Consider the following 21852-nt stretch of genomic DNA (forward strand, 5'->3'; position numbering starts at 1 on the left):
GGATAGAAAAATGCTCAAGGATTTCACCACCGCACTCCGCCCGGCGATCGTGCTCACGATCCTGTTCGCGGTCCTGCTCGGCCTGGCCTATCCAGCCGCGCTCACCGGTATCGGCCAGCTGGCCTTCCCGCATCAGGCCAATGGCAGCCTGATCAGCGAGAACGGCAAGGTCGTCGGCTCCGAGTTGATCGCCCAGCGCTTCGCCTCGCCGCGCTATTTCCACCCCCGCCCCTCTGCTGCAGGCGCCGGCTACGAAGCGAACAACAGCTACGGTTCCAATTTGGGCCCTACCAGTCAGGCACTTGCCGACCGTGTGAAAACGGACATCGCGGCCCTTCGCAAATCACCAGCAGATTCGGTCCCCACCGATCTGGTGACTACCTCCGCCTCGGGACTCGATCCTGATATCAGCCCCGAGGCGGCCTTTTTCCAGGTCGATCGCGTCGCTGCCGCGCGCGGGCTTGGCAATGAGGCCGTCCGTGCGCTGGTCAAGCAGCATCTGCAGGGTCCGCTGCTCGGCTTCCTGGGTGAACCGCGTGTGAATGTGCTCGAACTCAATCGCGCGCTCGACAGGATGGGCGGTACGCAGGCACAAGCGAAGGAGTGAGTTCGAACCCCGATCCCGAGCAGCGCCCGTCTCCCGAGGCCCTTCTGCGTGAAGCCGCGCAGGAGGGCCGCGGCCGTTTAAAGGTGTTCCTCGGCGCCGCGCCCGGCGTCGGCAAGACCTATGAAATGCTGAGCGACGGCGCCGCCCGCCGCCGCGCAGGGATCGACACCGTGATCGGCGTGGTCGAGACGCATGGTCGCGCCGAGACCGAAGCGTTGGTCCATGGCTTCGAGATCGTCCCGCGCCGAGCGGTCGAATATCAGGGTCGCACGCTCGAGGAGATGGACCTCGACGCGGTTCTTGCCCGCCAGCCCAAGCTCGTTCTGGTCGACGAGCTTGCCCATACCAACGCGCCCGGCAGCCGCCACGACAAGCGCTACCAGGACGTTGAAGAGCTGCTCGTGGCCGGGATCGACGTCTATTCGACCGTCAACATCCAGCACATCGAGAGCCTGAACGACGTCGTCGCCTCGTTCACCAAGGTCCGCGTCCGCGAAACCCTGCCCGATCGCGTGCTCGAGAATGCCGAGATCGAAGTCGTCGACATCCCGCCCGACGAGCTGATCGAACGGCTGAAGGACGGCAAGGTCTATGTACCCGAGGAAGCGACGCGCGCGCTCGGCCATTTCTTCTCCAAGTCCAATCTCTCGGCACTGCGCGAGCTCGCGCTGCGCCGCGCCGCACAGGCGGTCGACACGCAGATGCTCGACTATCTGCGGGCGCATGCCCTGGCCGGAACCTGGGCCGGCGGCGAGCGGATCGTCGTCGCGATCAGCGAGCTTCCTGGCGCCGCCGAATTGGTCCGCACCACCAAGCGCATCGCCGACGCCATGCGCGCGCCCTGGACCGCGGTGCACATCGAGACGCCGCGCACCGCGCATCTGAGCGACGCAGAGAACAACCGCCTCGCCGCCACGCTCCACCTGGTCAGCCAACTCGGCGGCCAGGTCGCCGCCGTCCCTGCGCAATCGGTGCTCGAGGGCCTCAAGCGCTTCACCACCGAAGCACGCGCCACCCAGCTCGTCGTCGGCAAGTCGGCGCGTTCGCGCTGGTTCGAACTGCGCCATGGATCGGTGGTCGATCGGCTGGTCCGTGAGACGCCGGGGATTGCCATTCATGTCCTGCCGATGAGCGCGGACAAGGACGAGCGCCCACAGCGCCGGCGCAATCCGGGATCCGGTTGGGGTTCGCCCGGCGCCTATGCCGTCTCGCTTGGCCTCACCGTGCTGATCACCGTGCTCGGGGCCAGCCTGTTCTCGTTCGGCAGCATCACCAATATCGGCCTGCTCTATCTGCTGCCGGTGATGTTCGCAGCGACGCGCTACGGCGTGCGCCCGGGCGTCATCACCGGCCTCGCCTCGTCGCTCGCCTATAATTTCTTCTTCATCCCGCCGACCCACACCTTCACGATCCAGGACCCGCAGAACCTCATCACCGTGCTGGTGCTGATGGGCGTCGCGGTGGTCAGCAGCCAGCTCGCCGCGCGCGTCCGCGCTCAGGCCGACCTCGCCCAGAGCAGCGCAGCGCAGAATAGTTCGCTCGCCGGCTTCGCGCGACTGCTTACGGGGGTCAGCAAGCGCGACGAGCTCGGCCAGATGCTCTGCGCCGAAATCGCCCGCTTGCTCGACGTCAACACCGTGCTGCTCCTCCCGGTGAAGGGCCAGCTCACACTCAGCGCCGCCTATCCCGCCGAGGATCGGCTTGAGACGCTCGAGATGGCCGCGGCCCATTGGGCCTTCGATCACAACCAGCCCGCCGGACGCGGATCGGATACGCTTACCGCATCCGAATGGCTGTTCCACCCGCTCGCCGCCGGCGGCCGAGCGCTTGGCGTGTTCGGTCTCGCCAATGTCGATGCTGGAGCGCCGATCCGATCGGACCAGCTGCCGCTGCTGCTCAGCCTGCTCGATCAGGCCGCGCTCGCGCTTGAACGCATTGCGCTCGAGCGCGAGATGAGCACGATCACCCAGCTCCAGGAACGCGATCGCCTGCGCGCGGCTTTGCTCTCATCGGTAAGCCATGATCTGCGCACGCCGCTCACGACGATCCTGGGAATGCTGGCGGAGATGACACCCGCAAATGACGAACAGTCAGGCCAGCTCATCGCCGCTCGCAGCGAGGCCGAACGGCTTCATCGCTTCGTCGCCAACCTGCTCGACATGGTGCGTATCGAATCCGGTGCGCTCCATCAGTCGATCGAGCCGGTCGACCTCGCTGAAGCCGTCGCCTCAGCGGTCCACGATCTCCGCCGTGTGCTCGGCGACCGTCCGATCCAGCTCGACGTCTCGCCCGAGCTGCCCCTGGTTTCGGTCGACCCGCAGCTCTTCCACCATTGTCTGATCAACCTGATCGAGAATGCCGCCAAATATGGTGATCCAGGCGCCCCGATCACTCTCGCCGCGCGCCGCCAGATAGGCGGGATGACGCTCGCGGTAATGGATGAAGGTCCCGGCCTCCCCCCTGGCGAGGAAACGCGAATCTTCGGAACCTTCGCGCGCATCGAAGGATCCGACCGCAAGGGCGGTACCGGTCTGGGCCTCGCCATCGTCAAGGGCTTTGCCGAGGCGATGGGCCTCACCGTCTCCGCCGCCAACCGCGCCGATCGCAGCGGCGCCAGCTTCACGATCCGCTTCCCCGAAGCCAAGCTGATCAAGGGATCCGCAGCCGAATGAGCAATACCCCCAAGCTGCTGGTGGTCGACGACGAACCCGCGATCCGTCGACTGCTCAATACCGGTCTCACGCGCGCCGGCTACCGCGTCGTTGAGGCCGCGACCGCGCGCGATGCATTGAGCGCGCTCAATATCGACAAGCCCGACGCGGTGCTGCTCGATCTTGGCCTGCCCGATCGCGACGGGCTCGAACTCGTGCCCCTCATCAAGGCGGCCGGCCCGGCGCTGCTGGTCATCTCCGCTCGCGATGCTACCGAGCAGAAGGTCACCGCGCTCGATCTCGGCGCCGATGACTACATCACCAAGCCGTTCGACACCGAAGAGGTGCTCGCCCGGGTCCGTACCGCGCTGCGCCATCGCCTCTCCGCCGAAAGCGAGGCACCCATCGTCCGCATGGGCGATGTTGAAATCGACCTGTCGAACCGGATGGTGCGCAAGGCCGGCGAGGAGGTGCATCTGACCCCCAAGGAGTTCGGTTTCCTTGCCGAACTCGCCAAGCACCCCGGCCGCGTCGTCACGCATCCGCAATTGCTTCGTGCCGTCTGGGGTCCTGGGCACGAGACCGATGTTGAATATCTCCGCGTCGCCGCCCGCGGCGTCCGCATGAAGCTGGAGGGCAATGCCACCCAGCCCTCCTCGATCCGCAACGAGCCCGGAGTCGGCTATCGCCTGATGGTCTAGCCGGTTGCGCCCTTCGGGAAACCGGTTACCATTGCCTCCGAAACAGGGCGTAAAGCCTGGCAGGAGAGGCGATATGCAGCGCAGGGATGTGATGAAAGGTCTTGCCGCGGGTGCGGCGGCTGCTTCGATGGTCGATACGGCCAATGCGGCGGCGGGGCGCAAGCGCTATGTCCAGGTCGGCGTGGGCAGCCGCGCGCGGATGTACCAGCAGGCGCTATGGGGCACGCACAAGCCGCATGGCGATCTGGTCGCTGTCTGCGACATCAATCCCGGCCGGCTCGACCATCTCGGCAAGCGCGCGATCCAAGCGGGCGCCAAGGCGCCCAAGCCCTATCTCGCCGCCGATTTCGACAAGATGCTCGACGAGCAGAAGCCCGACGCGGTGATCGTCACCGTGCCCGATGCTTTCCATGTCGACTATATCGTCAAGGCGCTCGACGCGGGCTGCGACGTCATCACCGAAAAGCCGATGACCACGGATGCCGGCAAGGCGCAGCGCATCCTCGACGCGGTCAAGCGCAACAATCGCCACATCCGCGTCACCTTCAACTATCGCTATTCGCCGTTCCGCACCCAGGTGAAGGAGCTGCTGATGTCGGGCGAAATCGGCGACGTGCTCTCGGTCGATTTCCACTGGCTGCTCAACACCGTCCATGGCGCGGACTATTTCCGCCGCTGGCATTCGAACAAGGCGATCTCGGGCGGCCTGATGGTCCACAAGGCAACCCACCATTTCGACCTGGTCAATTGGTGGCTGTCGGACATGCCGGTGACCGTCAACGCGGTCGGCAAGCGCGATTTCTACACCCCCGCCATGGCCAAGCGCTTCGGGTTGGAAGGAGCGCATCAGCGCTGCCTCACCTGCCCCGAAAAGACCAAATGCAGCTTCTATTTCGATCTCGCTGCGGATCCCGGTCTCAAGGCGCTGTATCTCGATAACGAGAAGTATGACGGCTATCACCGCGACCAGTGCGTCTGGCGTCCCGAGATCAGCATCGAGGACACGATGAACGTGATCGTCGGATACGCCGGCGGCGCCACCCTCAGCTACAGTCTTAACGCCTTTAACGCCTGGGAGGGCTATACCATCGCCTTCAACGGCACCAAGGGTCGGCTCGAGCATAGCGTCGTCGAGCAGGGCGGAGTCGCCGGTTCCGGCGGCCTGCGCGATCTGGACCGGATCATCACCCGCATCGTGCCGATGCGAGGCGAACCCCGAACCATCGAGCCCGCGACCGGCGCAGGGGGTCATGGCGGCGGTGACGCGGTGATGCTCGCCGACATCTTCGATCCCGCCGCACCCAAGGACCCGCTGCTCCGCGCGGCGGACGAACGCGGCGGCGCCGCATCGTGCCTGATCGGCATCGCCGCCGACAAATGCTTCGAGACTGGCCAGCCGGTACGGATCGACAGCCTCGTGACCGGCCTCCGCTGGCCCGATCTGCCCAGGATGCCGAGCCACAAGGATCCCGTGCCGATGCCCATGCGCGCCGGCTAGCCCCGATATCTTTTCGCAGAGTCTGGGAAAGGCTCCCAAACTCTGTACTCCCCTGGGAAGCACCCTATATCGCACCCATGACTCTCGCTCTCTTCCAGATCGATCCGCGTGACGGCGTCGCAACAGCGCTGCGTGATCTTGCCGCCGGCGAGACGGCGCTCGGCATGACCCTCTCCGCGGACGTGGCGAAGGGTCACAAGGTCGCGATCCGCGCGATCAGGGCGGGCGAGCCGGTGCTCAAGTTCGGCTTCCCGATCGGCCGCGCGACACACGACATCGCCCCGGGCGAGCATGTCCACACCCACAATGTCTCGACCGCGCTCGAGACCAGCGGCAGCTATACCTATAGCCCGCATCTCAATGCGGCCGGCCCCGCCGAGGGCCCGAGCTTCCTCGGCTATCGCCGCGCCGACGGCCGCGTCGGCACGCGCAACGAGATATGGATCATCCCCACGGTGGGGTGCGTCGGCCGTACGGCGCAGAAGATCGCCGAGCGCGCGGCGAAGCTCTACGAGGGCCGTGTCGACGGCGTCCATGCCTTCGCTCACCCCTTTGGCTGTTCGCAATTGGGCGACGATCTCAGCGGCACCACCAGGCTGCTCACCGCACTCGCCAACCATCCCAATGCCGGTGGCGTGCTGATCGTCGGGCTAGGCTGCGAATCCAACCAGATGAGTGGGATGCTCCCCGGTATCGTCAATCCGAACCTGCGCACGATCGGCGCCCAGCTCGCCGGCGACGAGGTTGAGGAGGGCCTGGCGCTGGTCGGCGACCTGGTCGCCGAAGCCGAGAAGACCGAACGTGCGCCCGCGCCGTTGTCCGAACTCGTGCTCGGCGTGAAATGCGGCGGATCGGACGGCTTTTCGGGGCTCACCGCCAATCCGCTGGTCGGCCGTATGAGCGACGCCGTCACCGCCGCGGGCGGCACCGCGATCCTCACCGAAATCCCCGAGATCTTCGGCGCCGAACAGCTCCTGATGGAGCGTGCCGGGGACGAACAGGTGTTCGCGGGGATCGTCGACCTGGTCAACGACTTCAAGGCCTATTTCACCCGCCATGGCGAACCCGTCTCAGAGAACCCGTCTCCCGGCAACATCGCCGGCGGCATCACCACGCTCGAGGAGAAATCGCTGGGTGCGGTGCAGAAGGCGGGCCATGCCACCGTCACCGACGTGCTCCATTATGGCGAGCGCGTCCGCAAGCGCGGCCTGACCCTGCTCGAGGCGCCCGGCAACGACGCCGTCTCCTCGACTGCGCTCGCCGCCGCGGGCGCCACCGCGATCCTCTTCACCACCGGCCGCGGCACGCCGCTCGGCTTCCCGGTGCCGACGATCAAGATCGCCTCGAACAGCGACCTCGCCGCGCGCAAGCCCGGCTGGATCGATTTCAACGCCGGCCAGGTGCTCGAAGAGGGCATGGACGCGGCCGCGGTATCGCTGCTCGGCACGATCGCCGAGATCGCGTCGGGCAAGCAGACCGCTGCCGAGCGCAATGGCGAGCGCGAGATCGCGATCTGGAAGCGCGGCGTAACCCTTTGACGCGATAAAACCATGCTGCAATGCGGCAGTCCGCATTTTCCCGGCATTGATGCGTTAACCTTGCCAAGCTACCCATGTCTGCGGGGATGACCGGGTGGGTTCGATGACCGAGTTCTTTATTTTCGTTTACGCAATGACCGCGATGTTCGTGATCCAGGCGATGCGGCGCAACCAGCGCGAGCAGCGCTCCAATCCGCAGATGGTGACGATGGTCGGCTGGGGCCTGTTCTCGCTTTCCTCGACGCTCGCGGTGCTGATGGGCGCGGTCGGCTTGGCGCTGGCGCTGGGCATGCACATGCAGCTCCCCACCGGCTTCGATTCGCCGCTTCTCTGAGACGCTGATGCCGCTGTACGAAATCGGCGGCCATAAGCCACAAATCGCCGAGACCGCCTGGGTCGCGCCGGGCGCCGACCTGATCGGCGACGTCCATCTCGCCGAACTCGCCAGCGTCTGGTTCGGCGCCGTGATCCGCGCCGACAACACGCCGATCCTCGTCGGAGCACGCAGCAACATCCAGGACGGGGCGATGCTCCACTCGGATCCCGGTGCGCCCTGCACCGTCGGCGAGGACGTGACAGTGGGGCACCACGCGATCCTGCACGGCTGCACGATCGGCAACCGCACGCTGATCGGCATGGGCGCGACCATCCTCAACCGTGCGGTGATCGGCGAGGATTGCCTGGTCGGCGCCGGCGCCCTGGTGACCGAAGGCAGGGAATTCCCCGCCGGCCACCTTATTGTCGGCTCGCCCGCCAAGGCGATCCGTCCGCTCGACGACATGCAAAAGGCGATGCTCAGGGCATCCGCCGCGATCTACACCGCCAAGCAGCGCGATTATGCGGCCGGGCTCAAGCTCGCCGACTGATCCTCGAAGAAGCACGCGATCGTGCTGTCGGGCAGCCGCGCCGGCTTCAGCGTCTCGACATCCAGGCAGCACCAGCGCGACCGCACTTCGGTCAGCGTCTCGCCGCCGCGGCGGATGATCGTCTCATAGAACGCGCTCTCGCGTTTCACCCGCTCGAGCACCACCTCGGCGCGCAGCTCGTCACCCAGGAACGCCGGTTTGCGATAGGTGATCTCGTGGCGCACCGCGACCCAGCAATGCGCCGCCACCGCGTCCGCAGGCGCCAGATGCTCCCAATGGCTGACCACCGCCGCCTGCACCCAGCGCAGGTAACTGGCATTGTTCACATGCCCCATCGCGTCGATGTCGGCCGGGTCGATCGCGATCGAATAATGATGCTCTATGCTGCGAACCATTGCGCCCCGCCGAAATCCGTTCTGCCATCCCGCTCGCGCGGACCGCGAGCGCGCGGCACTTGCTTCCGGGCGGCCATGTACAGCGCGCCCTCTGCAAGCAATTGCCCCGCAAGTGCTTCATAATAGGTGCACGCGTCTGCAATATCTCCGGCGCTGACGATCAACTCGTCCCCGACCGGGACACGCCGCAGGCCCGCGGCGTCGCGCCAGCCTGTGGTGAGCATTACCCCACCCCGTGCATCCCCGCGCCCGACGACCCCGGCGCAGTGGAACAAGCATTCGCGCGTCCGCCCGAACGCGCGCAGCCGCGCATAGTCGGTGTCGGCGGCCGCCATCGCCGCGCGAAGACTCCTGAGCCGATTGGCGGTATTGTCCTGCCTGCGCTTGAGCGCGATACCGCAGCTTCGCGCGACTTCGCCGATCAACACGTTGAGGAACCGGTCGAGCTCGCGCAGCCCGTTGCCGATCACCTTCGCCCGATAGCGCCCCTCGACCGCGCAATGGCCTGAACCCAGGAAGCGCGCCCCCCGGCGCAGCGTAGCATGTGCGTCCGCCAGCGCGGGCGTCAACGGCAAGCCGATGCTCAGCCGCCCGATTCCGCGCGCTTTGCGATTGCCTGTTCGACGGCTCGCAGACCGTCGTCGCTCGCCACCGCGAGATCGAGCGGCCGGCCGCCCAGCGCTTCGTCGAATGTGTTGAGGAATTCGGTCGCCGCTTCTCGTCCCAGCTTCAGGAATGCCAGCGTCGCCACTTTTCCCTGGCGCACCGCACTGTCGGCCGGAAGCCGAACGGCATTGAACTTCTTGCGGAAGAATTTCGCCTTGGGCGGATCGCCATTGGGCGATTCGGCCGTTTCGCTTGCCACGGGCTCTGAGAGATCCGGTGTGTCGTCCAAGCTAAAGTCTCCCAGGTGTAAGCGGGAGCACTTTGGTCTCTCAGCCGGTGGCGCCTACGAACGGAAACTGCCAGCGGTACTCGAACCCTAGCCCATCGTGTGGGGCGCGCAACCGCAAATCCCCACGCCGTGATTTCCGCGGGTACATTACTAGACAGTCATTCCGGTTTCGCTATGAAACTCGAATGGCTCTTCCTCCGCTGTTCGATCGCCTGCGGCTCCCCGTCATCGGCTCGCCGCTGTTCATCATCTCGGTGCCCGATCTGGTGATCGCGCAGTGCAAGGCGGGGATCGTCGGGTCGTTCCCGGCGCTCAACGCCCGCCCGCAGAGCCTGCTCGACGAGTGGCTCCACCGCATCACCGAAGAGCTCGCGGCCTGGGACCGCGACCATCCGGATACCCCCGCCGCGCCGTTCGCGGTCAATCAGATCGTTCATCGCTCAAACGAGCGTCTCGAAGCGGATGTCGCGACCTGCGCTAAGTGGAAGGTGCCGATCGTCATCACTTCGCTCGGTGCACGGCCCGAGCTCAACGACGCCGTCCATTCCTGGGGCGGCATCACCCTCCACGACGTGATCGACGACCGTTTCGCGCACAAGGCGATTGAAAAGGGCGCCGATGGGCTGATCCTCGTCGCGGCGGGTGCCGGCGGCCATGCCGGGCGGCTCAATCCCTTCGCCTTCTTACAGGAAGTGCGAAGCTGGTTCGGTGGTCCGCTGATCCTCTCGGGCGCGATCTCGACGGGGCGCTCGATCTTGGCGACGCAGGTGCTCGGCGCCGATCTCGCCTATATCGGCTCGCCCTTTATCGCCACCGACGAGGCCAACGCAGTCGACACCTATAAGCAGGGCATCGTCGAGGGCAGCGCCGCCGACATCGTCTATTCGAGCCTCTTCACCGGCGTGCACGGCAATTATCTGCGCCAGTCGATCGTCAATGCCGGACTCGATCCGGACAATCTGCCCGAAAGCGATCCCAGCGCGATGAACTTTGGCGGAGCGAAGGCGTGGAAGGAGATCTGGGGATCGGGCCAGGGCATCGGCGCCGTCACCGCGGTCCAGCCCGCCGCGGCGCTGATCGACCGGTTGAAGCAGGAATATGCCGCCGCGAAATCGGCAATGGCCGCGCTCTAGAAGGCGCCGGCGAGTCGTTCCATCATCCGCCGCGCCGGGCTCACCGTCGTGCTTGGCAGGTCGAGCGACGAATCGAGCCGCGCCACACGGCGATACAACTCGATGCTCGTTTGGATGATCGACGCCGCCTGTGTGGGCATCGCCAGCAGCAGCGCCTCGTCGGTTTCGGGTGCGGTCCCCAATCGGCGCGAAGGCGAGAGCGCGTCGGTCGGCTCCAGCTCCCCGGCATCGACCGCGCGCTGGGTGAGCAGCCAGGCGATGACATGCATCAGCCGCGTAGTGACCTTGAGCGACTCGCACGAGAAGGCGACGCGGTTCAGCGCCTCCAGCGTGTCGCGCTCGTTGCGTCCGATCTCGTCGAAATAGGCACGCGCCTCGTCGGCCAGCAGCATCGCCTCGACATAGAGCGAGTCGACCAGTTTGCGGTGGATGCGTGCGGTACCTTGGCCCTGCATCCGGAAACGCTGCCATAGCGCGGTCGCCAACGGAATGCTTAAAATGGGCTCACTACGTCCCGATCCGAGAGGTCAGGCAATAATGTCGGGGATAAGTTGGTCCTCGAACATCGCAATCTCGTCGCGCAGCTTGAGCTTGCGCTTCTTGAGCCGTGCGATCTGGAGCTGATCGGCCGATCCGGTAGCGAGCAGGGCGTCGATCGCCGCGTCGAGATCGCGATGCTCGGATCGCAGTGTCTCGAGCCGCCGCAGGATCTCGCTATCGTCCATTTTCACCCCCGCAAGAGCTGACACTGCCCTAGCCTGGATCGCTCCGCAACGGACCATCGCGCCTTTTTTCCGGACTATCGATCAGCAGCGATTCGGAGCGAGACAGACGTGCGAAAAGATGATTTAGTTTGTCCCCCCTACCATCCACGAAGGAGGACCGCTTCCATGCAGAACGCGCATTTCTCGGCACTTACGGCCAAGCATTCGAGTCTGGACCAGCGAATCGCCACTGAGTCGCAGCGGCCCCTTCCCGATCAGATGCTGCTCGCCCAACTGAAGAAACAAAAGCTGCGCGTCAAGGAAGAGATGGCCCGCTAGACGCGGCTGTCCACAGTTTTGTGAAGGTGCGCGGAGCCGCCGGGCTCCGGGCACCCGCAAACTGCATTCATCGAAAGAAAAACAGCCCAATTCCGGCTGCACCGCGTCTCAGCGCCGCGGGAGAATCGGCGGCTTTGCAAAGGCCGGGGTATTGCCGCCCTTACCCACGGGCTTGCGGGCGAGCATCGGATCGATCTCCTGATCGAAAGCGACGCCGACGCGGCCCTCGGCCGCCCAGGCGATCCGTCCCGACACCCAGCCCACGCCGCGCACTTCCACCGCGACCGGAGTCCTGCTCGCGACAGGCTGGGCATATTCAGCCATCAATCCGCCCGACGAAAGATTGCGCACGCGCACGGTCTCGACCGCATTGTCGCCGACGCGAAACTGCGCCGCCAGCATCAGACTGTCGCGCGCACCGCTACGCTGGCCGGTGAAATCATCGGCGGAGAGCGCGGTCAGGGGGTCTTGAGAATGCTGGTCCATCCGGGCTGCCCGAAACGCAAAATTGATGTGGGGCCCTATAGACCAGCAATCCTTATCGAAACCGTTAACCGGACACCATTCTGGTGCGATCCGGACCGGTGCCGACCCGGCTATTCCTCGCGCGAGACCTTTTCGTTCCGCTCGTGACGCTCCTGCGCCTCGACCGTCATCGTCGCAATCGGACGGGCCTCGAGCCGCGCCAGCGAGATCGGCTCGCCGGTCACTTCGCAATAGCCATATTCGCCCTCTTCGATGCGGCGCAGCGCGGCGTCGATCTTGGAGATCAGCTTGCGCTGGCGGTCGCGCGTGCGCAGTTCGATCGACCAGTCCGTCTCGCTCGATGCGCGATCGGTCAGATCGGCTTCGCGCAGCGAATCGGATTGAAGCTGGTTGAGCGTGTCTGCGGCCTCGCGATAGATCGCGTCCTTCCAGGCCAACAGCTTGTTGCGAAAATATTCGGTCTGCCGCGGGTTCATGAACGGCTCGTCATTGCTCGGCTTATAGCCGTCGTCGCCGTCATTTGCCGCTGGCGGAAGCTGTTTACCCGGTTCGTCGTAGCGATCCAAAACTGTAGCCATCCCCACTCTCCACACCGGTCATCCCAGTGGCACGCCGCTGGAAGACCGCCTACTTGCCCGAGCGCCCTATACTTTCGCCCGAGCGGGTTAACAAGCGCATCATTTGCAGCCCTTGTCGGCAATGCCCCGTAAAATAGGGGAAATTAGCGCAGGCTGAACCGGGAGACGATGACGCTCCTTGCTATCGCTACCAATTCGTCAAATTCTCCTCCGAACATCTTCAAACTGTGCCGAAGATGCACATTAACCATAACACGCGATTCCGAGAGGCCATGAAACAGCAAAGAAGAAGGTAAACGGGGGTTAATAGACTTGCGCTTAATTGTTTGTTCGGCACTTTTCCGCATTGAGGGCGCACAAGCTGCTGACGGTCCCGTGGGGAGCGAGCGCCAGCAACGGAAGAGTGGGACATCATGTCGGTTCGCATGGCTTTGGCGAAACTCTGCGCGTGCGCTTGCGGCGGCGCAGTCATCGGCGGCAGCGGCGTCTACGTCGCGCAGCGCGTCGAGCATAAGCGCGTCGTCCAGCACCAGACGGTCGCCAAGAAGCGCGTCGTGCACCGCACGGTCGTCCGCAAGCCGGTGCGCACCGTGCGCCGAGTCGTCACCACCCGCACGACCACCCAGGCACAGCCCCAAATTGTCGTCGTGACCGCGCAGGGCGCGCCGATCCCGCTTCCTCCTTCGTCCGGTGTTGCGGCAGCGGCCGCCGGCGGCTCGGGCGGCGGCATCATCGGCGGCTCGGGCGGCGGCGGCTTCATGGGCGGCTTCTTCGCCGGCGGCTTCTTCGGCAGCTCGGGCAGCTCCAGCAGCGGCAGCAGCAGCGGCGGCATCAAGATCGACATTTCGTCGACTTCCAGCGGCGGTTCGACCTCCTCGTCGACGGGCGGGTCTTCCACCAGCTCGGGCGGCTCCTCGACCAGCTCGTCGACAGGCGGCTCGTCCACGAGTTCCTCGACCGGCGGATCGTCGACGTCCAGCTCCAGCGGCCAGGTCAGTAGCACGTCGTCCACGTCGAGCGGCGTCTCGTCGTCCACGTCGAGCTCGACCTCGAGCGGCGTCTCATCGTCGACTTCGTCCAGCTCTTCGGGCTCTTCGTCGGGCTCTTCGAGCTCCTCGGGTAGTTCTTCCGGTTCTTCCAGCTCATCGGGTTCGAGCGGCCATCACGGCTCCAGCGGCTGGAGCAATTCCAGCGGCTGGAGCACCTCGAGCGGCTGGAGCACCAGCAGCGGCCACGGATCGAGCGGCCATCACGGTTCCAGCGGCGGCAGCTCGTCGGGCGGCCCCGCCCCCGTCCCCGCCCCGCCGATGGTCCTGCTGTTCGGCGGCGCCGCAGCGGCGCTGGTCGCGCGCAAGCGGTTCGGCAAGAAGAAGGCCGCCGAGACCGTCGAGGCCTGAGCAAACACCCTTTCCGCGCGTCGGAAAGGGCGTCCTCACTCCGCCTTGAGCAAGGCTTCCTCGATCTGCGGCACCGTGTGGCCGGTCAGGTCCTTGCCGATTTCGCCCGCCAGCTTCTCGCTCACCGATACGTGATAATGCTTGCGCAGCTCGCCCAGCGTTCTGGGCGGCGCGACGATGATCAGCGATTCGAAATCATTGTTGAGCGCCCGCTTCTTGAGCAGCTCCGCTGCCTCAACCGCGAAGCGATCCTCCTCCAGCTGGTGGAAATCGACTTCGTCCATGCTGCCCGAGCCCCATTGCGCACCAGCGGTCCGCGTGCCCATCGATCCGCCGGCCAGATCGGTCGCCTGTTCGTGGTGATCGGGATTGTCTTTGTCGATCAGCTTCTTCGTCACCTGGAGGTTGGGATAGGCGGCGTCGCCTTCGTTGCGGAAGAACAGCATCTTCCGGCCGTCGACCACAACGACCATCGCGTCATGCGGGACCTGCATCGTTCGTCTCCTTCGGATTTCGCCGTGGAACGATAACGCCGGGATTCGGCTCAGGGTTGCGCGGCCCCCGGGGCCTCGCCATAGGCCATGCCCATGCACGACATCCGCGCCATCCGCGAAAACCCCGAAGCCTTCGACGCCGGCCTGGCGAAGCGCGGGCTCGAACCGCAATCCGCAGCCCTGCTCGCGCTCGACGAGCGCCGCCGCGCGCTGATCACCGAGGTGCAGGAAGTCCAGGCCCGCCGCAACGAGGCCTCGAAGGCGATCGGCGCGGCCAAGGCGCGGCGTGACGACCCTACCGACCTGATGGCCGAAGTTGCCGCGCTCAAGGAGCGACTGCCGCAGATCGACGCCGAGGAAAAGGCGCTCGGCGAACAGCTGAACGCTGTGCTCGCAGCATTGCCCAATCTTCCGCTCGCCGACGTGCCCCAGGGGGAAGACGAGAAGGACAACGCCCTAGTTCACGAACGCGGCGCCCAGCCCAGCTTCGGTTTCGCACCCAGGGAGCATGACGCGATCGGGCCTGCGCTGGGCCTCGATTTCGAGACCGGCGCCCTGCTCTCCGGTTCGCGCTTCACCTTCGTCCGCGGCGCCGCCGCGCGGCTCCACCGCGCGCTTGGCCAGTTCATGCTCGATACGCTCACTCGCGATCACGGCTATGAGGAAGCCGTGGTGCCGCTGCTCGTCCGCGACGAGACGATGTTCGGCACCGGCCAGCTTCCCAAGTTCGCCGAGGACAGCTTCCAGACCACCGACGGCCGCTGGCTGATCCCCACCGCCGAAGTCAGCCTGACCAACGCCGTACGCGAGAAGATCCTCTCCGCCGATGTGCTGCCGCTGCGGCTGACCGCGATGAGCGCCTGCTTTCGCTCCGAGGCCGGCGCTGCAGGCCGCGACACGCGCGGCTATATCCGCCAGCATCAGTTCGAGAAGGTCGAGATGGTCTCGATCACCGCCCCCGAGGCATCGGAGACCGAGCATGAGCGGATGACCGCCTGCGCCGAGGATATTCTCACTAAACTCGGCCTCGCCTTTCGCCGCATGAAGCTGTGCACCGGCGACATGGGCTTCACCGCCGCGCGTACCTATGATCTCGAAGTCTGGCTGCCCGGCCAGAACCAGTATCGCGAGATCTCGAGCTGCTCGACCTGCGGCGATTTCCAGGCGCGCCGCATGAACGCGCGCTTCCGTCCCGAGGGCGAGAAGAACACCCGCTTCGTCCACACACTCAACGGCTCGGGCCTCGCGGTCGGCCGCACTTTGGTCGCCGTGGTCGAAAATTATCAGCAGGAAGACGGCTCGATCGCGGTGCCGGAGGTGCTGCAGGCGTATCTCGGCGGGTTGAACCGCCTGGAGCCCAAGGCTTGAGTGCCACCTTCATTCCTCCCCCAGCTCCGCTGGGGGAGGGGGACCATCGCGTAGCGATGGTGGAGGGGCCGCAGTCGCAGACGGCGGTGTTCCACCGCCTTCCCTCCACCACCGGCCTGCAGCCGGCGGTCCCCCTCCCCGAGATAAGCTCGGGGAGGAGTTAAGTCAGATGCGTATCCTCCTGACCAATGACGACGGCTATCACGCCCGCGGCCTTGCCGTGCTCGAACGCATCGCGCGGACGATCTCGGACGACATCACCATCGTCGCCCCGGCCGAGGAGCAATCGGGCAAGAGCCGTTCGCTGACCCTTACCGAGCCGTTCCGCGTCTCGAAGCGCGGCGAGAACCGCTACGCCGTGCGCGGCACGCCCACCGATTGCGTGATGTTCGCCCTCGCCGAGCCGATGAAGGGCAATCCGCCCGATCTCGTGCTTTCCGGCGTCAACCGCGGTGGCAATCTGGCCGAGGATGTCAGCTATTCGGGCACGGTCTCCGCTGCGATGGAGGGCGCGCTGGCGGGAATCCGCTCGGTCGCGCTCAGCCAGCGTTATGCCCAGAGCGGCATGGGCGACAAGGTACCGTTCGACACTGCCGAGGCCTGGGGCGAGCGCACGCTGCGTCCGCTGCTCGATCTCGAATGGGCACCGCGCACCCTCATCAACATCAATTTCCCGCCGGTCGAAGCGGATGCGGTGCAGGGCATCCGTGTCGTCTCGCAGGGCCTGCGCGATTATGGCCGGGTCGGGCTCGACAAGCGCACCGATCCGCGCGGCTTCGATTATTACTGGCTGGCGATGGGCCGCCTGCCCCACCAGCCGGTGCCGGACACCGATCTCGACGCGATCGAGCAGGGATTCGTCACCGTCACGCCGCTGCATCTGGACCTGACGCACCGCGAATCTCTCGATATGCTCGCCGCTGCCTATCGTTGAGACGGGTGCAGGGGGAAATAGAATGACGAGGGTGGTGCTTGCCCTGATGATGGCTGTCGGGCTTTCGGCCTGCATTCCGCCGGGCGCTGCCCGGTCCGAATATGATCCTGCCCCGCCACCTTCGGCGCCGCTTCCCCAGCCCCGGGATCAGCCGCAGCAATCCCCACCGCCCGAGCAGGACGTCCGCGTCCTCCCCGCGCCGCCCCAGGCCTGGGAGGCGCGCCGCGTCACCGCCGACGCGCGTCTGGTCGCGGCGAGCACCTATTCGGTCCAGCCCGGCGACACGCTGCGCAGCATCGCCGACAAGACCGGCGCCGGATCGGAAGCGATCGCCCGCGCCAACGGCATCGTCCCGCCGCATACCATCTTCCCCGGCCAGCGCCTGACGATCCCCGGCGGCCGCTATCACCTGGTCCGCGCCGGCGAGAGCGGTATCGCGATCGCGCGCGCTTATGGCATGGACTGGTCGCGCATCGTCACCGCCAATGCGCTCGCCGAGCCCTATATCCTGCGTACCGGTCAGCGACTGCTGATCCCCTCCTCGTCCACTTCGCCCACCCAGTCGCGCGAGGAGCGCGCCGCAGCCTTCCATATCGATATCGATGACCTGCTGACCGGCAGCCAGCCCGCGCTTGCCCGCACGGAGAAACCGGCCAAGCCCAGCGCGTCGCCCAGGCGCGTGCTGCCCGCCACCGCGGCGGTCGCCACGCCGCCACGCCTTGTCGGCCAGTTCGCCTGGCCGGTGCGCGGGCAAGTGGTAAAGCGCTTCGGCGCGGGCGCGAGCGGCGAGCGCAATGACGGGATCAAGATCGCGGTGCCGCGGGCCACGCCGGTGCTCGCCGCTGCCGACGGGGTCGTCGCCTATGTCGGCAATGACGTGCCCGCGCTGGGCGGGCTCGTCATCCTGCGCCACGGCAATGGCTGGACGAGCGTCTACGGCCATGCCAGCCAGCTGCTCGTCCAGCGCGGCCAATCGGTGAAGAAGGGTCAGAAGATCGCGCTCTCCGGCAACACCGGCTTCGCCGACCGGCCCGAACTCCATTTCGAGATCCGCAAGGGCCGCACGCCTGTGGACCCCACCTCCCAGTTGCCGGCACGCTGATGGTCGAGCGCCTCCTCCCGATCCTGCTGCTCGCCGCCTCGAACGTCTTCATGACCTTCGCCTGGTACGGGCACCTCAAGTTCAAGCAGGCGCCGCTGCTGCTGGTGATCGTTGCAAGCTGGGGCATTGCGCTGTTCGAATATTGCCTCGCCGTTCCGGCCAACCGCTACGGCAGCAACGTCTATTCCGCCGCCCAGCTCAAAGCGATGCAGGAAGTCATCACCCTTACCGTCTTTGCCGGCTTCTCAGTGCTCTATCTCGGGCAGAAGATCACCACGAACCATTTGATCGGTTTCGCGCTGATCGCGGCGGGCGCGTGGTTCGTGTTTCGCGCGCCCGCCTGACGGGTCAGGAAAGCAGCCCGAAGATCGCGCCCATCACCAGGTAGATGACGATCCAATAGCCTGCGTCGATCAGGAACAGCGCGCGCGGCATGCGTGAGAACAGATAGTTCACCCCGATCGACGTCGCGATGAAACCCACGCCGATGATCGATGCGATCACCAGCGAATGGTGCAGCCCCACCGGCGCGTCATAGGTCTGATAGAGATGGTCGAGCATGAACGCCGCGACCAGGTTGAGCACGAAGGTCGTCCCGAAGATCAGCGGCATGTTCGCGCCGCTCTTGAGTTGTTCCTCGCTCAGCCCGCGCGCCTTCATCCACGCCTTGCCGAACAGCGGACCATACCAGATCCCGCCCACCATGAACCCCGCCAATGCGGCCACGACGATCGCCAGCCAGTGAAAATGCATGATTTCCTCCCCTAATCTGCAGAGGCAGGAAGATAGGCGGGAAAGCCCGCGCTAGCAATTTCGCCGAAAATCCCTATGTGCCGCGCCAATCATGGCAACCAAACTCCCCGAGGCGCCCCGCGTGGGCATGGTGTCGCTCGGCTGTCCCAAGAACCTGGTCGACAGCGAGCGGATCCTGACGAAGCTGCGTTCTGACGGCTATGCGATGTCGCCCGACTATGCCGGCGCGGACGTCGTGCTGGTCAACACCTGCGGCTTCCTCGACAGCGCCAAGGAGGAGTCGCTCGAAGCGATCGGCGAGGCGATTGCCGAGAATGGCCGCGTCATCGTCACCGGCTGCATGGGCAAGGAGGCGGAGATGATCCGCCTGAAATTCCCCAACGTCCTCGCCGTCACCGGCGCGCATCAATATGAGGAAGTCGTCGGTGCGGTGCACGACGCGGCGCCGATGCCGCCGAACGCCTTCCTGAACCTGGTGCCGGAAAGCGGCCTCAAGCTCACACCGCGCCACTACAGTTATCTGAAGATCTCCGAAGGCTGCAACCATCGCTGCGCCTTCTGCATCATCCCCAGCCTGCGCGGTGACCTGGTCAGCCGCCGCCCCGATGCGATTTTACGCGAGGCGGAAAAGCTCGTGGAAGCGGGCACCAAGGAACTGCTGGTCATCAGCCAGGATACGTCTGCCTATGGCGTCGATATCCGCAAGCAGCCGCGCATGTGGAAGGGGCAGGAAGTGATCCCCCACATGACCGATCTCGCCCGCGAGCTTGGCAAGATCGCCCCCTGGGTACGGCTCCATTATGTCTACCCCTACCCCCATGTCGACCAGGTCATCCCGCTGATGGCCGAGGGGCTGATCCTCCCCTATCTCGACATTCCGTTCCAGCATGCCGCGCCGGCGGTGCTGCGCCGGATGAAGCGTCCGGCCAACGAGGCCAAGGTGCTAGAGCGCCTCAAGAATTGGCGCGCGATCGCCCCGGACATCGCGATCCGCTCGACCTTCGTCGTCGGCTTCCCTGGCGAGACCGAGGCGGATTTCCAATATCTGCTCGACTGGCTCGACGAGGCCCAGCTCGACCGCGTCGGCGCATTCCGCTTCGAGCCGGTCGAAGGCGCCTCCGCCAACGACCTGCCCGATCCGGTGCCCGAAGAGGTCAAGGAAGAGCGCTACGCCCGCATCATGGAGAAGACCGCCGCAATCTCCGCCGCCAAGCTCCAGGCCAAGGTCGGCCGCACGCTCGAAGTGATCGTCGACGCGGTCGACGGCGAAGGCGCCACGGGGCGATCCCAGGCCGACGCGCCCGAGATCGACGGTGAGGTCTTCCTGCGCGACTCGAGCCATCTCAAGCAGGGCGACATCGTCCAGGTCGAGATCGAGGACGCCGACGAGCACGATCTCTACGGCGTACCGCTCGCCTGATCGAGACAGGCGCGGATCAGCGCCGCCTCGGGCGAGGCGAGCGCGCTGCCGACGCCGCACAGATAGATCGTGTTGGCGCATTGCCCAGGCGCTGGGACAAGCCCGAACGCAAGGCACGCATCGAGCGGCGCGATCGTCGCGCCGCGTCCCGCGCGAACGCCAGCCAGCGCTTCCTCGAGCTCGATGCAATGGTCGTGCTGGATCAACGCGGCGGGCTGGCGGCCATGGACATCGGCGAACCAGCGTCCGAACACATAGTCATGCTCGTCATAGGTGATGAAGCGCAGCCGTTCGATCGATTCCAGGTCCGACACGTCTCGCGTCCCTTCGCCCACCAGGACCAGCGCCTCGCTGGCCACTGCGACGCTGTCGATCGGCACCGCGGTCACCGCGCGATAGGTGACGGCGAGGTCGATCCGTCCAGCCGACAGCGCCGCGAGCAGATCCGCATGCGCGCCCGTCACGAAAATCAGCGGTCGCGCCGCGTCGAGCGCATCCAACAGCCGCGGTGCCAGCCGGTACCGCGCGAATCCGGTCACCGCGCCTATCCGCAGCGGTGATTGCGAGACATCGGCGCGACTGAGATGCGCGCGCACCCGCTCGATCTCGTCGAGCGCCCGTCCGATCGTCTCGAACAGCACGCGTCCCCGCGGTGTCAGGCGCAGGGCGCGGCCGGATCGCTCCATCAGGACCACGCCGACATCGCGCTCGAAGCGTCGCAAATCGTTGTGCACGGCCGGGGGCGACTTGCCGATCGCCCGCGCCGCGGCGGTGATGCCGCCCGCCCGCGCAACCGCGTGAAACACCGCCGCCCGGCGAAGATCTGCGCCCTCCAACATTCGATAAAACCTAACGATCGCATCCAATCTTCCAAATTATCGAAGATTGCAGGAAGGTCTAGACCGGTGGCCGAAGGAGACTCGCCATGTCCCGCTCCCGCTCCCGCTTCCTGGCGCTCGCGCTATTCGCCCTCCCCTTGCCCGCGATGGCGCAAACCGGCGGTACCGCGCATCTCTACGCTTATACCCTCAGCGATCGGCCCTCCTTCGAGAAAGGCTATCGCAAGCATCTCGAATGGCACGCCGCGCGCGGCGACAAGCTCGCCTGGTTCGCCTGGTATGTGATGGCGGGCGACCGCGCGGGTGCCTTTGTCGATGGTACTTTCGGTACCACGCCCCAGGGCCTGGCCAATCGGCCCGATCCCGAAGGGGACGGCGCCGATTTCCGCGCGAATGCGGCACCCTTCGCCAAGGCGCTCGGCGATGAAGGCTGGGAGCTTTGGCGCCAGGCCAGCACCGCTACTCCGCTTGAGGAGCGTCAGTCCGCCCCCCTAATCCAGGTCCATGCGATCGCCGTTAGCGATCCTGCCCGGTTCGAGGCGGCATTGGTCGCTCGCCCTATCCCGAATGCAAGCTGGTACCGTGCGATCGGCGACGGGCCGGCCGCCTATCTCCTTGTCACACCGGCTACTTCCGTGGATGTCCGGCCCGACCTTGCCGGGTTGTTGCAACGCGGCCATCCCGCGCTGGCCCTTGCGCATGCCGTGCGGTCCGAAACCTGGCGCTATGCGCCGCGGCTTGCACTGATGCCCGGAGGAACGCTGGCGCCTTGAAGCATGATCTCTGGGGCGTGCCGCTCATATAAAGGGGCGGCGCTCGCCAGGAGCGCCGCCACCCACTCAACGCGCCTTGGCGTTCATCCCTATCACCGCATCGACAAACGTCGCGACGGCGAGTCCGCCGAAGAACGCGGTCAGCCCCGTGATGAGCAGGCCCTGGTCCTTCAGCATCGGCTCGAAGACCACGACCGCCGCGATGCCGCCCGCCACGCCGAGCAGGCCATCAACCAACCGCCACCAAGGCTCGGGATCGGGATGCGGCGGGCGCGGCCAGCGCCACCAACCTGGCCATTTGGTTCCACACCACCCCATCATTGCTGCATATGCAAATAACATCGGAGTCCTCCCCTTGTTATGTCACAGTTCCAGCCGATA

General features: G+C 65.7%; 27 protein-coding genes. 16 read left to right on the plus strand and 11 right to left on the minus strand.

Going from position 1 to position 21852, the window contains the following annotated elements:
- Positions 1-10 precede the first annotated feature (10 nt).
- The 7 genes from kdpC (at position 11) to IAG41_RS05845 (ending at position 7861) form a co-directional block, all read left to right on the plus strand.
- Positions 11-607, plus strand: coding sequence for a potassium-transporting ATPase subunit KdpC (kdpC, locus tag IAG41_RS05815; protein ID WP_187727570.1), 597 nt, complete (start codon positions 11-13; stop codon positions 605-607).
- Positions 604-3279 carry a DUF4118 domain-containing protein gene (locus tag IAG41_RS05820; protein ID WP_187727571.1) on the plus strand — a complete coding sequence of 892 codons (2676 nt, stop codon included), beginning with the start codon at positions 604-606 and terminating at the stop codon, positions 3277-3279. Before kdpC ends, IAG41_RS05820 begins: the two co-directional genes overlap by 4 nt.
- Positions 3276-3959 (plus strand): response regulator, encoded by a 684-nt coding sequence (locus IAG41_RS05825; protein WP_187727572.1) that lies wholly within the window; start codon positions 3276-3278, stop codon positions 3957-3959. The genes IAG41_RS05820 and IAG41_RS05825 overlap by 4 nt, the downstream gene beginning before the upstream one ends.
- A gap of 73 nt (positions 3960-4032) precedes the next feature.
- The gene (locus IAG41_RS05830; protein WP_187727573.1) at positions 4033-5457 is read left to right on the plus strand and encodes a Gfo/Idh/MocA family protein; all 1425 of its coding nucleotides are present in this window, start codon (positions 4033-4035) and stop codon (positions 5455-5457) included.
- Positions 5458-5534: 77 nt separating this feature from the next.
- The gene (locus IAG41_RS05835) at positions 5535-6995 is read left to right on the plus strand and encodes a UxaA family hydrolase (protein ID WP_187727574.1); all 1461 of its coding nucleotides are present in this window, start codon (positions 5535-5537) and stop codon (positions 6993-6995) included.
- A 103-nt stretch (positions 6996-7098) separates the two neighbouring features.
- Positions 7099-7329 (plus strand): hypothetical protein, encoded by a 231-nt coding sequence (locus IAG41_RS05840; RefSeq protein WP_187727575.1) that lies wholly within the window; start codon positions 7099-7101, stop codon positions 7327-7329.
- Between the two features lie 7 nt (positions 7330-7336).
- Complete coding sequence (locus IAG41_RS05845; RefSeq protein ID WP_187727576.1) at positions 7337-7861, plus strand: gamma carbonic anhydrase family protein; 525 nt, start codon at positions 7337-7339, stop codon at positions 7859-7861.
- Here the strand turns inward: IAG41_RS05845 and IAG41_RS05850 are convergent.
- From IAG41_RS05850 to IAG41_RS05860, 3 genes are read right to left on the minus strand one after another with little or no spacing between them, the layout of a single operon-like run.
- The gene (locus tag IAG41_RS05850; RefSeq protein WP_187727577.1) at positions 7831-8256 is read right to left on the minus strand and encodes an acyl-CoA thioesterase; all 426 of its coding nucleotides are present in this window, start codon (positions 8254-8256) and stop codon (positions 7831-7833) included. The two genes, IAG41_RS05845 and IAG41_RS05850, sit on opposite strands and share 31 nt — an antisense overlap.
- Positions 8241-8831, minus strand: coding sequence for a hypothetical protein (locus tag IAG41_RS05855; protein ID WP_187727578.1), 591 nt, complete (start codon positions 8829-8831; stop codon positions 8241-8243). Before IAG41_RS05855 ends, IAG41_RS05850 begins: the two co-directional genes overlap by 16 nt.
- A gap of 8 nt (positions 8832-8839) precedes the next feature.
- On the minus strand, positions 8840-9151 hold the full coding sequence (locus tag IAG41_RS05860) for an antitoxin Xre/MbcA/ParS toxin-binding domain-containing protein (protein WP_187727579.1): 312 nt from the start codon (positions 9149-9151) through the stop codon (positions 8840-8842).
- Between the two features lie 185 nt (positions 9152-9336).
- On the opposite strand from IAG41_RS05860, the gene IAG41_RS05865 reads away from it, so the two are divergent.
- Positions 9337-10284: an NAD(P)H-dependent flavin oxidoreductase gene (locus IAG41_RS05865; RefSeq protein ID WP_187727580.1), complete on the plus strand. Its 948-nt coding sequence runs from the start codon at positions 9337-9339 to the stop codon at positions 10282-10284.
- Here IAG41_RS05865 and IAG41_RS05870 read toward each other — a convergent pair.
- Positions 10281-10739, minus strand: a complete 459-nt coding sequence (locus tag IAG41_RS05870; protein ID WP_187727581.1) for a DUF1465 family protein — start codon at positions 10737-10739, stop codon at positions 10281-10283. The genes IAG41_RS05865 and IAG41_RS05870 overlap by 4 nt on opposite strands.
- Before the next feature lie 72 nt (positions 10740-10811).
- On the minus strand, positions 10812-11009 hold the full coding sequence (locus IAG41_RS05875; RefSeq protein ID WP_187727582.1) for a YdcH family protein: 198 nt from the start codon (positions 11007-11009) through the stop codon (positions 10812-10814).
- A gap of 165 nt (positions 11010-11174) precedes the next feature.
- On the opposite strand from IAG41_RS05875, the gene IAG41_RS05880 reads away from it, so the two are divergent.
- Positions 11175-11327: a YdcH family protein gene (locus IAG41_RS05880; protein WP_187727583.1), complete on the plus strand. Its 153-nt coding sequence runs from the start codon at positions 11175-11177 to the stop codon at positions 11325-11327.
- 108 nt (positions 11328-11435) lie between these two features.
- Here the strand turns inward: IAG41_RS05880 and IAG41_RS05885 are convergent, their stop codons facing one another.
- Both IAG41_RS05885 and dksA read right to left on the minus strand, forming a co-directional pair.
- Complete coding sequence (locus IAG41_RS05885; protein WP_187727584.1) at positions 11436-11813, minus strand: PilZ domain-containing protein; 378 nt, start codon at positions 11811-11813, stop codon at positions 11436-11438.
- Between the two features lie 110 nt (positions 11814-11923).
- Positions 11924-12391 (minus strand): RNA polymerase-binding protein DksA, encoded by a 468-nt coding sequence (gene dksA / locus IAG41_RS05890; protein WP_187727585.1) that lies wholly within the window; start codon positions 12389-12391, stop codon positions 11924-11926.
- A 413-nt stretch (positions 12392-12804) separates the two neighbouring features.
- Here dksA and IAG41_RS05895 point away from each other — a divergent pair, with 413 nt between their 5' ends.
- Complete coding sequence (locus IAG41_RS05895) at positions 12805-13788, plus strand: hypothetical protein (RefSeq protein ID WP_187727586.1); 984 nt, start codon at positions 12805-12807, stop codon at positions 13786-13788.
- A 35-nt stretch (positions 13789-13823) separates the two neighbouring features.
- Here the strand turns inward: IAG41_RS05895 and IAG41_RS05900 are convergent, their stop codons facing one another.
- A complete protein-coding gene (locus IAG41_RS05900) occupies positions 13824-14282 on the minus strand; it encodes a host attachment family protein (protein WP_187727587.1) in 459 nt (152 codons plus the stop codon).
- Between the two features lie 93 nt (positions 14283-14375).
- Between IAG41_RS05900 and serS the strand changes: the two genes are divergently transcribed.
- The 4 genes from serS to IAG41_RS05920 all read left to right on the plus strand — a co-directional run bounded on the left by serS (position 14376) and on the right by IAG41_RS05920 (position 18030).
- Positions 14376-15650 (plus strand): serine--tRNA ligase, encoded by a 1275-nt coding sequence (serS, locus tag IAG41_RS05905; RefSeq protein WP_187727588.1) that lies wholly within the window; start codon positions 14376-14378, stop codon positions 15648-15650.
- Between the two features lie 169 nt (positions 15651-15819).
- Positions 15820-16584 carry a 5'/3'-nucleotidase SurE gene (gene surE / locus IAG41_RS05910; RefSeq protein WP_187727589.1) on the plus strand — a complete coding sequence of 255 codons (765 nt, stop codon included), beginning with the start codon at positions 15820-15822 and terminating at the stop codon, positions 16582-16584.
- 22 nt (positions 16585-16606) lie between these two features.
- Positions 16607-17686 (plus strand): M23 family metallopeptidase, encoded by a 1080-nt coding sequence (locus tag IAG41_RS05915; RefSeq protein WP_187727590.1) that lies wholly within the window; start codon positions 16607-16609, stop codon positions 17684-17686.
- A complete protein-coding gene (locus IAG41_RS05920) occupies positions 17686-18030 on the plus strand; it encodes a DMT family protein (protein ID WP_222950478.1) in 345 nt (114 codons plus the stop codon). Before IAG41_RS05915 ends, IAG41_RS05920 begins: the two co-directional genes overlap by 1 nt.
- 4 nt (positions 18031-18034) lie before the next feature.
- Here IAG41_RS05920 and IAG41_RS05925 read toward each other — a convergent pair whose 3' ends face one another.
- Positions 18035-18439, minus strand: a complete 405-nt coding sequence (locus IAG41_RS05925) for a DUF1761 domain-containing protein (RefSeq protein WP_222950479.1) — start codon at positions 18437-18439, stop codon at positions 18035-18037.
- A gap of 91 nt (positions 18440-18530) precedes the next feature.
- On the opposite strand from IAG41_RS05925, the gene rimO reads away from it, so the two are divergent.
- The gene (rimO, locus tag IAG41_RS05930) at positions 18531-19859 is read left to right on the plus strand and encodes a 30S ribosomal protein S12 methylthiotransferase RimO (protein ID WP_187727591.1); all 1329 of its coding nucleotides are present in this window, start codon (positions 18531-18533) and stop codon (positions 19857-19859) included.
- Here the strand turns inward: rimO and IAG41_RS05935 are convergent.
- Entirely contained in the window at positions 19838-20698 is an 861-nt protein-coding gene (locus IAG41_RS05935; protein ID WP_187727592.1) for a LysR family transcriptional regulator, read from the minus strand. The two genes, rimO and IAG41_RS05935, sit on opposite strands and share 22 nt — an antisense overlap.
- Positions 20699-20784: 86 nt before the next feature.
- Between IAG41_RS05935 and IAG41_RS05940 the strand changes: the two genes are divergently transcribed.
- Complete coding sequence (locus IAG41_RS05940; RefSeq protein ID WP_187727593.1) at positions 20785-21471, plus strand: hypothetical protein; 687 nt, start codon at positions 20785-20787, stop codon at positions 21469-21471.
- 66 nt (positions 21472-21537) lie between these two features.
- Here IAG41_RS05940 and IAG41_RS05945 read toward each other — a convergent pair whose 3' ends face one another.
- Positions 21538-21813, minus strand: a complete 276-nt coding sequence (locus tag IAG41_RS05945) for a hypothetical protein (protein ID WP_187727594.1) — start codon at positions 21811-21813, stop codon at positions 21538-21540.
- Positions 21814-21852 lie beyond the last annotated feature (39 nt).

Source organism: Sphingomonas sp. JC676, from assembly GCF_014489075.1.
Lineage (GTDB): Bacteria > Pseudomonadota > Alphaproteobacteria > Sphingomonadales > Sphingomonadaceae > Sphingomonas.

Bases quoted from the DNA above. Each gene is read 5' to 3' on its own strand.
- dksA (WP_187727585.1), bottom strand. From the start codon at position 12,391: ATGGCTACAGTTTTGGATCGCTACGACGAACCGGGTAAACAGCTTCCG.
- IAG41_RS05925 (WP_222950479.1), bottom strand. From the start codon at position 18,439: ATGCATTTTCACTGGCTGGCGATCGTCGTGGCCGCATTGGCGGGGTTC.
- IAG41_RS05940 (WP_187727593.1), top strand. From the start codon at position 20,785: ATGTCCCGCTCCCGCTCCCGCTTCCTGGCGCTCGCGCTATTCGCCCTC.
- IAG41_RS05880 (WP_187727583.1), top strand. From the start codon at position 11,175: ATGCAGAACGCGCATTTCTCGGCACTTACGGCCAAGCATTCGAGTCTG.
- IAG41_RS05900 (WP_187727587.1), bottom strand. From the start codon at position 14,282: ATGCAGGTCCCGCATGACGCGATGGTCGTTGTGGTCGACGGCCGGAAG.
- IAG41_RS05865 (WP_187727580.1), top strand. From the start codon at position 9,337: ATGGCTCTTCCTCCGCTGTTCGATCGCCTGCGGCTCCCCGTCATCGGC.
- IAG41_RS05840 (WP_187727575.1), top strand. From the start codon at position 7,099: ATGACCGAGTTCTTTATTTTCGTTTACGCAATGACCGCGATGTTCGTG.
- IAG41_RS05835 (WP_187727574.1), top strand. From the start codon at position 5,535: ATGACTCTCGCTCTCTTCCAGATCGATCCGCGTGACGGCGTCGCAACA.
- serS (WP_187727588.1), top strand. From the start codon at position 14,376: ATGCACGACATCCGCGCCATCCGCGAAAACCCCGAAGCCTTCGACGCC.
- rimO (WP_187727591.1), top strand. From the start codon at position 18,531: ATGGCAACCAAACTCCCCGAGGCGCCCCGCGTGGGCATGGTGTCGCTC.
- IAG41_RS05830 (WP_187727573.1), top strand. From the start codon at position 4,033: ATGCAGCGCAGGGATGTGATGAAAGGTCTTGCCGCGGGTGCGGCGGCT.
- surE (WP_187727589.1), top strand. From the start codon at position 15,820: ATGCGTATCCTCCTGACCAATGACGACGGCTATCACGCCCGCGGCCTT.
- IAG41_RS05945 (WP_187727594.1), bottom strand. From the start codon at position 21,813: ATGTTATTTGCATATGCAGCAATGATGGGGTGGTGTGGAACCAAATGG.
- IAG41_RS05935 (WP_187727592.1), bottom strand. From the start codon at position 20,698: ATGTTGGAGGGCGCAGATCTTCGCCGGGCGGCGGTGTTTCACGCGGTT.
- IAG41_RS05920 (WP_222950478.1), top strand. From the start codon at position 17,686: ATGGTCGAGCGCCTCCTCCCGATCCTGCTGCTCGCCGCCTCGAACGTC.
- IAG41_RS05915 (WP_187727590.1), top strand. From the start codon at position 16,607: ATGACGAGGGTGGTGCTTGCCCTGATGATGGCTGTCGGGCTTTCGGCC.
- IAG41_RS05850 (WP_187727577.1), bottom strand. From the start codon at position 8,256: ATGGTTCGCAGCATAGAGCATCATTATTCGATCGCGATCGACCCGGCC.
- IAG41_RS05845 (WP_187727576.1), top strand. From the start codon at position 7,337: ATGCCGCTGTACGAAATCGGCGGCCATAAGCCACAAATCGCCGAGACC.
- IAG41_RS05875 (WP_187727582.1), bottom strand. From the start codon at position 11,009: ATGGACGATAGCGAGATCCTGCGGCGGCTCGAGACACTGCGATCCGAG.
- IAG41_RS05825 (WP_187727572.1), top strand. From the start codon at position 3,276: ATGAGCAATACCCCCAAGCTGCTGGTGGTCGACGACGAACCCGCGATC.
- kdpC (WP_187727570.1), top strand. From the start codon at position 11: ATGCTCAAGGATTTCACCACCGCACTCCGCCCGGCGATCGTGCTCACG.
- IAG41_RS05870 (WP_187727581.1), bottom strand. From the start codon at position 10,739: ATGCAGGGCCAAGGTACCGCACGCATCCACCGCAAACTGGTCGACTCG.
- IAG41_RS05895 (WP_187727586.1), top strand. From the start codon at position 12,805: ATGTCGGTTCGCATGGCTTTGGCGAAACTCTGCGCGTGCGCTTGCGGC.
- IAG41_RS05885 (WP_187727584.1), bottom strand. From the start codon at position 11,813: ATGGACCAGCATTCTCAAGACCCCCTGACCGCGCTCTCCGCCGATGAT.